The organism is uncultured Aquimarina sp. (genome assembly GCF_947492115.1).
Lineage (GTDB): Bacteria > Bacteroidota > Bacteroidia > Flavobacteriales > Flavobacteriaceae > Aquimarina.
In genome coordinates this window covers 296,064-308,055 of sequence record NZ_CANLMM010000001.1, presented here as the reverse complement: position 1 = coordinate 308,055, position 11,992 = coordinate 296,064, and the positions used below count along the sequence as shown (strand labels likewise).

The 11,992-nt window shown below is 33.6% G+C and carries 11 protein-coding genes and 2 pseudogenes; 7 read left to right on the top strand and 6 right to left on the bottom strand.

Annotation, left to right across the window (positions count from 1 at the left end; translation table 11 throughout):
- The first annotated feature begins 123 nt into the window (after nt 1–123).
- The 7 genes from Q1A73_RS01330 (at nt 124) to Q1A73_RS01300 (ending at nt 6,687) form a co-directional block, all read left to right on the top strand.
- Nucleotides 124–1,008, top strand: a complete 885-nt coding sequence (locus Q1A73_RS01330; RefSeq protein WP_299600672.1) for a geranylgeranylglycerol-phosphate geranylgeranyltransferase — start codon at nt 124–126, stop codon at nt 1,006–1,008.
- A gap of 3 nt (nt 1,009–1,011) precedes the next feature.
- On the top strand, nt 1,012–1,599 hold the full coding sequence (locus tag Q1A73_RS01325; RefSeq protein WP_299600670.1) for a Maf-like protein: 588 nt from the start codon (nt 1,012–1,014) through the stop codon (nt 1,597–1,599).
- A gap of 101 nt (nt 1,600–1,700) precedes the next feature.
- Complete coding sequence (locus Q1A73_RS01320; RefSeq protein ID WP_299600668.1) at nt 1,701–2,648, top strand: septum formation inhibitor Maf; 948 nt, start codon at nt 1,701–1,703, stop codon at nt 2,646–2,648.
- Nucleotides 2,649–2,800: 152 nt separating this feature from the next.
- Nucleotides 2,801–4,963 (top strand): glycoside hydrolase family 9 protein, encoded by a 2,163-nt coding sequence (locus tag Q1A73_RS01315; protein WP_299600666.1) that lies wholly within the window; start codon nt 2,801–2,803, stop codon nt 4,961–4,963.
- A gap of 16 nt (nt 4,964–4,979) precedes the next feature.
- On the top strand, nt 4,980–5,264 hold the full coding sequence (locus Q1A73_RS01310) for a 4a-hydroxytetrahydrobiopterin dehydratase (RefSeq protein WP_299600664.1): 285 nt from the start codon (nt 4,980–4,982) through the stop codon (nt 5,262–5,264).
- 81 nt (nt 5,265–5,345) lie between these two features.
- Entirely contained in the window at nt 5,346–6,071 is a 726-nt protein-coding gene (locus Q1A73_RS01305; RefSeq protein WP_299600662.1) for a YebC/PmpR family DNA-binding transcriptional regulator, read from the top strand.
- Between the two features lie 100 nt (nt 6,072–6,171).
- Nucleotides 6,172–6,687, top strand: coding sequence for a hypothetical protein (locus tag Q1A73_RS01300; protein ID WP_299600661.1), 516 nt, complete (start codon nt 6,172–6,174; stop codon nt 6,685–6,687).
- On the opposite strand, the gene Q1A73_RS01295 is transcribed toward Q1A73_RS01300, so the two are convergent.
- From Q1A73_RS01295 to Q1A73_RS01275, 6 genes and pseudogenes are all read right to left on the bottom strand, one after another.
- The gene (locus Q1A73_RS01295; RefSeq protein WP_299600659.1) at nt 6,684–7,415 is read right to left on the bottom strand and encodes a hypothetical protein; all 732 of its coding nucleotides are present in this window, start codon (nt 7,413–7,415) and stop codon (nt 6,684–6,686) included. The genes Q1A73_RS01300 and Q1A73_RS01295 overlap by 4 nt on opposite strands.
- A gap of 39 nt (nt 7,416–7,454) precedes the next feature.
- Nucleotides 7,455–8,006, bottom strand: coding sequence for a 1-acyl-sn-glycerol-3-phosphate acyltransferase (locus Q1A73_RS01290; protein ID WP_299600657.1), 552 nt, complete (start codon nt 8,004–8,006; stop codon nt 7,455–7,457).
- A 26-nt stretch (nt 8,007–8,032) separates the two neighbouring features.
- Nucleotides 8,033–9,073 (bottom strand): annotated as a pseudogene (locus tag Q1A73_RS24575) (iron-containing alcohol dehydrogenase family protein); the annotation flags it as partial.
- A 99-nt stretch (nt 9,074–9,172) separates the two neighbouring features.
- Nucleotides 9,173–9,877 (bottom strand): annotated as a pseudogene (kdsB, locus tag Q1A73_RS24570) (3-deoxy-manno-octulosonate cytidylyltransferase); the annotation flags it as partial.
- 76 nt (nt 9,878–9,953) lie between these two features.
- Nucleotides 9,954–10,517 (bottom strand): DUF4126 domain-containing protein, encoded by a 564-nt coding sequence (locus Q1A73_RS01280; protein ID WP_299600656.1) that lies wholly within the window; start codon nt 10,515–10,517, stop codon nt 9,954–9,956.
- Between the two features lie 11 nt (nt 10,518–10,528).
- A complete protein-coding gene (locus Q1A73_RS01275) occupies nt 10,529–11,956 on the bottom strand; it encodes an AAA family ATPase (protein WP_299600654.1) in 1,428 nt (475 codons plus the stop codon).
- Nucleotides 11,957–11,992: the final 36 nt, after the last annotated feature.

Sequence of the window (11,992 nt, the reverse complement as noted above, 5' to 3'; positions counted from 1 at the left end):
CCCTGCATTAACGTTAACAAGTATCAAAAACCCTTATAACATAAAGGATTGAAGAGATTAAGTTAATACCGCTATAAAAAAGATTAATTATTACATTTGCGAACAAACCAATTCAAACACTTTATGCAATCATATCTAAAGCTCATTAAACTTGATAATCTTCTTCTTATAGCATTAGCTCAATTATGCATTAAGTACGGGCTTTTTGAACCATTCGGAATTGATATTACACTAAATGGATTCGGTATCTCATTACTAATTATAGCGACTATTTCTCTGGTATCGGCTCTTAATGTTATGCTATATCTAGAGGATAAAGAAAAATCGAATATTGCAATCTCTGAAAAAGTAGCAAATCGACTTTTCATTATCTTTAATGTTATTGCCGTAGGTATTGGTTTTTATCTTTCCAATATTATTGGTCGACCCAAATTGGCTGCTTTATTTATTGTCGTTTCTGGTGTATTCTATATTTACACCACCTATTTAAAAGAAATCATTGTGGTCAAAAATGCACTAATGGGTATAATGATGGCTTTAGGGCTAATTGCTGTAGCCATTTTTGATTTACTTCCTGCAATCACAGAGCAGAATAAGGCATCCCAAAAAGTTATTTTCCTGATTATTGTAGATTATGCAGTGTTTGCGTTTATTATGATTACTATTAGGGAAATTGTAAAAGACCTTCTTACTGTGGATAAAGATCATAATACAGGATTACAAACCATCCCAATTGCTTTAGGAAAAGACAGAACAGCAAAGCTTATCAGTGGTCTTACTATAATTCCTATTGGTTTGATTATTTACTATGTATACACTTACTTGTTTAATAATTCAACCGCTGTTGTTATAGTCTTAGCAGTATTGGTAGCTCCTTTGTTATACTTTATGTTTAGAAGTTGGGGAGCAGAGAATGACAAAGATTATAAAGTTTTAAGTATGATTTTAAAACTAGTCTTATTTGCCACTTCTTTATCTATGCTGTTATATCAATTTATATTGAAATAAGCTATGCTTAAAACTATTTTAAAAGATTATCAACTTATTTTGGCTTCAGGTTCACCGAGAAGACAACAATTTTTTAAAGATCTAGATCTAGACTTTATCATACAAATAAGAGAAGTAAATGAGGTGTATCCCGAAGATCTAAAAGGCTCCGAAATATCAGATTATTTAGCTAATCTAAAAGCTGGAGAGTTTTCTGATTTACAACCCAATGATATTTTAGTTACAAGTGACACTATTGTTTGGCATGAGAATAAAGCATTAGGCAAACCAAAAAATCCTGAAGATGCTAAACAAATGATTGCTTCTTTATCTGGCAAGACTCATGAAGTCATCACTTCTGTGTGTTTTAAGACGATACACCAAACTAAAATTATTAACCAAACCACCAAAGTCACCTTTAAAACCTTATCGAAAGATGAAATCGATTATTATGTTGACACGTTTTCTCCATTAGATAAAGCTGGTGCCTACGGAATACAAGAATGGATAGGATATATCGGTATAACAAATATAGAAGGTAGTTACTATAATGTTATGGGACTACCTGTACAACTTGTTTATGAAACGTTAATAGCGCTTGCTAGATCATAGCTTTGTCGTAATTTAGATTTTGTTGATCTATTATTCAAAAGGATTACTAGTAAGAAGGATTTTGAATAATCATATAGATCATAAAACTTAAAATTACCGCTATGAAAAAGTCTTTACTATTATTTGGTGCACTTGGAGTTTTAGTTATTATTGCCTGTAGTAATATCAAAGCTGATGAAAAAAACAATACGGCATTAAACAATAGTTCCGAATCAGCAGAATCTGAATTACAACCAGCAAAAGAACTTTCAGAAGATTTTAAAAAATATTGGTATGCAGGAAAGGCAGAAATCACTTCTTATACTCTAGAGCAAGCAAGATATGGAGAAATAAGAGAAGGAAAAGCTGTGCTGATTTATGTAACAGAGGATTTTTTACCAAAAGAACAAGTAAAAGCTGATTACCAAAACAATACTAACGTGCCTGTTCTAAAACTCAATGCTACTAAAAAATTTAATACTGGAATCTATCCTTATTCCATTATGCAAAGTACGTTCTATCCAGTATCTGACAATAAACATGCGATTAAAGTATCCAGCTCTATGCAAGAATGGTGTGGTCATGTATACGCGCAAATTAACAATAAAGAGAATTATGAGATTACGTCGCATTCTTATTTTCAAGGAGAAGCTGATCAAAACTTTACGTTAGATAAGGATATTTTGGAAAATGAACTCTGGACTAAGATTAGAATAGATCCTGAAAATCTTCCTACTGGAGATATAAAAGTAATCCCATCCCTGGAATATTGCCGATTAAAACATAAAGAAATCAAAGCTTACAACGCCAAAGCTACCATTACTAAAGAAGGTAACTATAGTAATTATAGCTTAGAATATCCCGAACTAAAGAGGAAATTGAATATTACTTTTTCAACTTCTTTTCCTTATGAAATAGAAAGTTGGACAGAAACTTTTACAAGTGGTTTTGGTCCAAACACAAAGGAATTAGTAACAACAGCTACAAAATTAAAAAGCATTAAATCTGCGTATTGGGGAAAGAACAGTAATAAAGATGAAGTTCTTAGAGATGCTTTAGATTTGAAATAATACAAACCTGCACAACCTTTTCATAACTTACTGAAAACCAAACAAAAAATCTTATTTCTTGAGATATATTTGTTAAGTGATATTAGGAAAACTAAGCATTTATTAGGAAATTGCTATCACCAAAGAATTAAACTTAACAAATCTACTTAATTATGAAAAAACTCATGTTATGCATATGGTTTCTCATGTGCATATGCGAAATTGAAGCGCAGACATTAACGAATCATATTGTAATTGATCAATTTGGATACAGACCAAATTCTGATAAAATTGCTGTCATTAGAGATCCTCAAACAGGTTTTGATTCTAGTGAATCTTTTAATCCAGGAAATACATACGCATTAGTAAATGCATCTAACGATCAACAGGTATTTACAGGAACTCCAGTAGCCTGGAATGCTGGTGCAGAAGACACATCATCAGGTGATAAAGCTTGGTGGTTTGATTTTAGCAGTCATACAAATCCTGGAACTTATTATATTCTAGATACTACTAATAATGTTCGCTCTTTTGAATTCGAAATTCGAGAGGATATCTACAATGAAATACTCAAACAAGCAGTTCGAACATTTTATTATCAGCGTGTAGGGTTTGCAAAAGAGACTCCTTACGCAGAACCTAATTGGGCAGATAGTGCCAGTCATATGGGCGCTTTACAAGATACGCAATGCAGAAGTTACGATGCTCCAAATGATGCTAGCACAGAAAAGGATGTAAGTGGTGGTTGGTATGATGCTGGTGATTACAACAAATACACCAACTGGACTTCTAACTATATTTACGAAATGTTGTTGGCTTATGAGGAATCACCTGATGTTTGGGGAGATAATTATAATATTCCAGAATCAGGTAATGCCATTCCAGATATTATTGATGAAGCCAAATGGGGAATGGATCATTTACTACGATTACAAAATAATGATGGTAGTATGATTGCCGTAGTATCCGAAAGTCATGCTAGTCCTCCTTCTACTGCAACAGGACCAAGTTTGTATGGAGCCGTTAATACAAGTAGCACTTGGAATTCTGCTAGTACTTTTGCTTATGGAGCCAAAATATTTGCCTCTTTAGGAATGACTGCTTATGCAAACACCCTAGAACAGGCAGCTACAAGTGCATGGAATTGGGCAGCGGCAAATCCTAATGTAGTCTGGAGAAATAATGATGCAGCTAATGGATCGCAAGGTATTGGTGCTGGGCAACAAGAAGTAGATGATTACGGAAGAGCCATGTACAAACTGCGTGCTGCAGCACATTTGTATGAAATTACAAATCAAGATAGCTATAAAACTTTTTTCGAAAGTAACTATACAGAAACTCATATGATCGCTTGGAACTTTGTTTTTCCTTACGAAGCTAGAGAACAAGAAACTTTATTGTATTATACTAGAATTCCTGGAGTATCTACCAATGTTAAAGATAATATTGTGAACACCTATAATAGTTCCATGAATTCTAATGCTATTAACTTTATGTCATTTGATAATAAGGTTGATCCTTACATGGCTCATTTAGACACCTACACTTGGGGAAGTAATAACACGAAAGCTAAGAAAGGGCTAACATTTTATAGTATTAAAGAATATGCACTTAACAATGCTCGAGAAGTAGATGCAGAAAAAGCGGCAGAAAACTACATTCATTATATGCATGGAGTAAACCCTTTGAATATGGTATACCTAACCAATATGTATTCTTATGGAGGTGATCGCTGTGCTAATCAAATATACCACACTTGGTTTCAGGATGGAACGGATTGGGATGAAACCGGTGTTTCTTTATATGGTCCTGCTCCCGGTTTTGTTCCTGGAGGACCTAATCCAAGCTATGATAGAGATCAATGCTGTAACAGTAGCTGTGGAAGTACAGCAAATGATGCTTTATGTAATGCCATTTCCATCAACCCTCCTAAAGGACAACCTGATCAAAAATCTTATTTAGATTTTAATAATAACTGGCCATTGAATTCGTGGTCAATTTCTGAAAATAGTTGTGGATATCAGATAGCATATATTAGACTTTTATCAAAATTTGTTTCAGATACTAATAATACTTTGTCAATAAACACACCCAACACTCAGAACTCAAAGTTAGTGGTATATCCTAACCCTGCTAAAAATCAAATAAAAATAAAATTCCCGAATAATATAGATACTTCAGACTATACAGTAACTATTTCTTCTCTAGTTGGAAAAAAATTAATTGAAACCAAAATTAAAGATTACATAAATGTTTCTAAATTAAACCAAGGAATGTATATATTAACCGCCGAAAATAAAACGAAAACTTTTAGTCAAAAAATTATTATTCAATAAAATAAAATTATACCAAATGAAACTTTCAGAAACTGAAATTACGGATCGTCTTAAAACTAAGGACGGATGGGAATATGAAGATAATGCCCTACATACATCTTTTGAATTTGAAAACTTTAAAGATGCCTTCTCTGCTATGTCTAGAATAGCTTTTGAAGCGGAAGCACTAAATCATCACCCAGATTGGTCTAATGTGTATAATGTAGTTAATATATCCTTGTCCACACATGATGCCGATGGAGTAACGGATAAAGACTTTGAGCTTGCAAAGGCAATTGACGGCATCGTAGAAGAAGAATAAAAATATGCTGTAGAATCAAACATCTATTTGTGAAACTTTTGGTTTCTACTTATGTTTGTAATTAGATTTTAAATTTAGATTATGGGAAGAGCTTTTGAGTTCAGAAAGGCACGTAAAATGAAACGTTGGTCTGCAATGGCCAAAGCATTTACTAGAATTGGTAAAGATATTGTAATGGCTGTGAAAGAAGGAGGACCAGATCCTGATTCTAATTCACGTTTAAGAGCGGTTATACAGAATGCTAAGTCTGTTAACATGCCAAAGGACAATATCGAACGTGCGATCAAAAGAGCTTCTGATAAAACACAAGGAGATTATAAAGAAGTTCTTTTCGAAGGATACGCACCTCATGGAATTGCTATTCTTGTAGAAACCGCTACCGATAATAATAATAGAACCGTTGCCAATATTAGATCTTATTTTAATAAATGTGATGGAAATTTAGGAACATCTGGATCTGTAGAATTTATGTTTGATCACACTTGCAATTTTAGAATTAACGGAGACGGTCTAGATCCAGAAGAATTAGAACTAGAATTTATTGATTTTGGCGCTGAAGAGGTGTTTCAGGATGAAGATGGAATTTTAATCTACGCCCCTTTTGGTAGTTTTGGAACTATCCAAAAAGAATTAGAAAGTCGCGAAATTGAAATTCTTTCTTCTGGTTTTGAGCGAATCCCTCAAGTAACTAAAGAATTAACTCCAGAGCAAGCAGCGGATGTAGAAAAGCTTTTAGAAAAAATTGAAGAAGATGATGATGTGCAAAATGTATATCATACGATGCAAGAATCTTCTTCTGAAGCATAATTAAAAGTATAACAATACTTTATGAAAAGACTGTCTATAAAAGGCAGTCTTTTTTGTTATGTTTAAATAATCTTTTCGACTTAAATCAAAACAACATACAATGAAACAATGGATATTTTTGATTTTATTATCGTTTGGTGTAAGCGTTACGGCCCAACAAATGAATAATGAAACACTAGGAGAAATAATTACCCAAAAAGCTGATACGATAAATGGAATCACTGGTAATTGGCAATTTATTTATAAAGAAATCCCAATGTTGTGTGTTACCGACGAAAGGAATAACCGAATGAGAATCATTGCTCCTATAACAGATTCCAGTAATCTAGATAAAGATTTATTACTAGATTCTATGACTGCGAATTTTCATTCTGCCTTGGATGTAAAATACGCCATTTCTAATGGAATCCTATGGTCTGCTTATGTGCACCCGTTAAAAGAACTTACTACGGAACAGGTCGAAAGTGCTTTATCACAGGTTTATCTTGCTACCAAAACCTTTGGGACTACATTTTCTAGTACAGAATTACTTTTTGGAGCCAGTGCTTTAGAAGAAGAAAAAAAGGAAGAACCTAAAAAAGAAGTGATTAAAAAAGAGAGTACTCGAAAATTTTAATTATTTCGATTCTTAAATTCAGTATATCCTTCTTTTCCAATAATTTCATATATATCAGAATCAAGCTGTTCCATTTCAGTATTGTTATCTTTATATTGTTTACATAAGGCGTCCAGATATAAAGACAAACGTTCTTTCTCCTTAAGTTCTTGTAATAAAAATAGAATACACCTTACTATTTCCTCCTGATATTCTCCAATGAACTTATCCTGAATATCTTTTGCCAATTGAGCAATTTTTAGCGTTTCTAGCAGCCCATCCTTTTTATGATGGATCTTACTTAGATGTAGTGCTTTCATTTTTTGATAATTAATCAATGAATAAAACTTCATATAATTACCCTCTTCAAATAAAAACTCTTTACTAGCATCAAGAGAAACACCTATATCATGTAACCTTTCTATTTCTTGATCTAATACTTTTTCAAATCTAGAGAACAACTTATGATAAAAACTACTCTTATCCAATTGACTAAGGTATGCATGGATTTGTTCCATTTTAGCATAAAAATTGACTAAGTACTTGGGTTGATCAGGAGTTAGTAGGGTACTTTCCTCAAGAAGTGTAATTACTTGATTATATAGAACGTCTTCTATGTTTTTATAATCAATAACACTTACATGCTCAAAAACAGAATTACAATATGAGCAAGTATATAGATTTGGTTTATTCTCTTTAAAAGAGTCATTTGCTCCACAACTAGGACACTGTAATCGATTACTATTCATAACATTAACACTGTTCTTTTATGGTATGATTGAAAAGATTCAAGGATCAAAACTATATTCGGGAACTTTTCCCTTAACACCTTTAAAAAAGCTGTACATATGCTGTAAATCCTTATCCAAATCACCAGTTGGATGAAAAGCTTTAGAAATCACTACTCGCTTTCTTCCAAAATCAAAGGCTACCATGATTATTGGAACATTTGCTGCCATTGCGATATAATAAAATCCTGTTTTCCAAGATTCCACTTTTTTTCTGGTACCTTCTGGAGCTAGGGTAATTCTTAATTCATCACGCTTTTCAAATTCTTTAGCAATCGCTTCTACTTTATTCTGCCCAGGTGTCCTATCAAGTGCAATCCCTCCTACCTTTCTAAAATACCATCCAAACGGCCATTTAAAAAGCTCTTTTTTTCCCATGAAGCTAATTTTAACACCTGCTAATTGCCTAATTAACAGCCCTATATAAAAGTCGTGCCAACTAGTATGAGGGACAGCAATTACCACACACTTTTTTACATTATCAGCATCGAAATCACCTATCATCTCCCAGCCCATAATTTTATGAAATATAAAAGATGATAGCTTTCTCATGAGTTATTAAATATTATAAAGAGAAGTTACAAAGAGCGATAAATACCTTTTAACTTATCTGCATTGATATGTTCCTTCCAATTTTTACCCAGCGCATTTTCCCATAAAGGAACCAATCCAAGAGCCACAGAGACCATAGTATCTAATTGATCTTCTGAAACATTAGCACATATACCTTCTGGTATATGTATATTGTGGAGCTCTTTCATTTGTTTAAAAATCGCTACGCCTTCAGGATAGTACTCACCTAATTTATCGAATACGATGCAATTACCAATACCATGTTTTGTTCCTAAAACGTATGCCAATCCATAACTCATAGCATGAGCAATACCAACTTGAGAATAAGCTATGCTCATTCCTCCATGCCATGAAGCCATCATTAATTTAGCATCAGCTTCTTCTTTGTCTAAAGTAGTATCTAAAAATATTTCCTTACAAAGATCATACGCCTTTTCGCCATAACTTTGACTAAATGCATTAAGATAAGTACCTTTTAGAGATTCTATACAATGTATATAACAATCCATTCCTGTATAAAACCACTGATCCTTTGGTACATCTTTTATAAGTTCTGGATCTAGTATTACCTGATCAAACGGAGTGAAATCAGAATTAATACCTAATTTTTTTTCAGGACCTGTCAATACTGTTGTTCTCGACACCTCTGCTCCAGTTCCAGATATTGTGGGAATACCAACGTGGTACACTGCTTTGTGATGCACCAGATCCCATCCTTGATACTCAGTAGCACTTCCAGAATTATTCATCATAATAGCAACCGCTTTAGCAAGATCCATGATAGATCCTCCTCCAATTCCTATAATTCCGCTTGGAGTAAAGCTAAATTCTTGCTTTAATTCTGTTACAAGTTGATCTACTTGAGAAGTTTTAGGTTCTTCTTTCGTAGAAACATATATAATCTTGTCTGTACCTGATAATTCAATCCTATCTTCGATAAATGTTTTATTATTCTCAAAGACATCATCAATAAGATAGATGAATGGGGCTCCATTCTTTCGTTCTGCAGAGAGGATTTGTCCTAGTTGATTAAAGGATCCTTTACCAAAAACCACTCTTGGCACCATAGGGAAATTCTTATGGAAAGATTCTTTTACTTTAGGAGTAACCGTAGATGTAATGTTCAAAAGATTTTGTTTGTTAATTAAATTTCTTGCTTTTTCTAAATCTTCCGGGGTATCTATTTCCACACCTTCATGGTGTGTCTCTATCATTTTTATATTCTTACCATATTCTAAATATCGTATGCATTCAATTTTCTCAGAAGCTTCTAGCGTTCTCATCGGTAGGCGATAAAAATCTAAAATTGCTTGCTTTCTAAATGCATAGATCCCTTTATGTTTAAAATAGGTATGACTTACTTGTTTATCACGTGGGTAAGGTATGGGAGCACGAGAAAAATACAATGCGTAATCATTCTCATCTACGATTACCTTTACACTATTAGGATTTACGATATCATCCCAATCGGTCATGGGAGTCATCAAACTTGCCAAATCGATCTTATCTGCATCTTCTCCCTGAAAGACCTCTAAGACTTTTTCAAGACTTTCTCTTTCTGTAAATGGCTCATCTCCCTGAACATTAACCACGATATCGATATCCATATCTGCTACAGCTTCAGCAATTCTATCGCTTCCGCAGTCATGTTCTTTTTTACTCATAATAGCTTTACCACCATGAGATGTAATTTCATCAAATATAATTTCGCTATCGGTAACTACATATACCTCGCTAAATAATGATGTTTTTACCGCAGCTTCGTATGTTCTCAATATAACGGATTTTCCCTCAAGATCTTGCATAAGTTTCCCTGGAAATCGGGATGCAGCGTATCTCGCAGGAATCATTGCGATAGTTTTTAGTTCAGTTTTGTTCAAAATTGCTTGCTTTTGCGGGTCAAAAATAGGTTTTTTAAATCGATTTTCAAGAAGAGCGCCTGAATAGTTTTTTATAAACTTTTCTTAAACCAAAAAACAACACTATTACCAAAATAATAGCTACCAATGGAAGAAATACAGATAATATCGACATAACAGTTGCAGTTCCCGTTTCTACTGTAGCTATTATCGGATTTGCCAATCCTCCAGTCGTAGCAGAAGATGTTAACCGCGATGCTCCCATGGTACTTTTTACAGTAGCCGCCGTTCCTCCACCAGCAATAATTGCAAGTGCCCAAGTAACTACAGGACTCAAATTAGCGACGGTAGAAACCATAACTGCTGTTCCTGCAATAGCTGCAAGTGGAATTGCTATGGTGTCGAGCAAATTATCAAACCAAGGAATATAGTAAGCCAATATCTCTACTACCGTTGCTATAGATAAAACGATTAACGCAGTATTGCTCCCTACCCACTCCCATTCAGAATTTAAAGGAATAACTCCATAATGCCCTGCTATACTGATTGCTAACAAGGGTAAAAAAACTCTAAATCCTACAGAAGCAGCCAAACCAACTCCTAAACATATACTCAAAATAGTCTCTTGCATATACTTTTACTTTAATTTTCGATAAAAAATTCATCTTTAAAACCTATAAGATATAATTTTTCTTTCGCTCGGGTCACTGCAGTATACAGCCATCGTAGATAGTCTTTATTAATTCCATCGGGAAGATAAGGTTGTTCTATAAAAACTGTATCCCACTGTCCTCCTTGCGATTTATGGCAAGTAATCCCATATGAAAATTTAACTTGAAGTCCATTAAAAAACTTGTTGTTTTTTACCCCTAAAAACTTCTTATACTTAGATTTTTCATCTTCGAAATCCTTTAAAACCTCTTGATATAATTTATTCGAATCCTCATAGGACAATGATGGGCTCTCCGAAGTTAAGGTGTCAAGAATTAATACTGTTTCTAATGGTTTTTGATCAGGATAATCCACCATCATTATTTTTACTTCTGCAAAACGAAAACCATATAATTCTTTAATTGCATAAATTTCAAGAATTTTAATGATATCTCCATTTGCAATAAAACCTGCTTCACTTTTATTATCTAACCAAAAATAGTTATTCTTTACCACCATTAGATAATCTCCAGAAGATAACTCTTCTTCCTGAAATAAGATTCTGGATCTAATCTGTTGATTGTAAATATTGGCTCTTTTATTAGATCTTAGTATAATAACGGACTCTTCGTGTCCTGAGCTGGCATAAGAATCATTTAAAGCATCCATGATATCATGACCATCCACTAATCGAATAATATCTGGATATCCCTGAATATCGAACTGAAAAGAATCATAAAACCCACCATTTAATAATTCCCTAAGATTAGTGGCATTCATGAGTATACCACTATCTTCGGCTTGTCTTACTACTTCATCCAATTCTATTTGAGTTACCTCTTTATTAAATCCCATTGATAAGGTGTCAGGATCTAAAGCGGGACTAACTTCAAGCTTTACTGGCGGCAACTGTGCAGTATCTCCTATAAAAAGGATCTTACAATTATGACCAGAATAAACAAACATCATTAGATCATCTAGTAATGAACCATTCTCAAACAATTTACTGTCACTTGGTGTATCTGGTATCATGGAAGCTTCATCCACGATAAAAATGGTATTTCTTTTCTTGTTTTGTTTTAGTTGAAAAGCCAGACCACCACTATTGGTTTTTTTAGGATAGTAAATATTCCTATGAATGGTTTGTGCTTGTCGTCCAGAATAATTACTAATTACCTTTGCAGCTCGACCTGTTGGCGCTAATAAAACAGAGCTTAACTTTGCTTTCCATAGGTTTTTTACCAAAGTACCTATTAAAGTAGTTTTTCCTGTTCCAGCATACCCTTTTAGTAAAAAAAGATCATCTTTTTTACTTGATAAAATAAAAGCTGAAAGTTTTTGAAGTACAACATCCTGTTTTAGAGTAGGTTCAAAAGGAAAATCATCTTTTAATAATTGATAAAACTCTATTTCCCTCATGAAAAATTCTTGTTCCGTAAATCCATAATCTGTTAA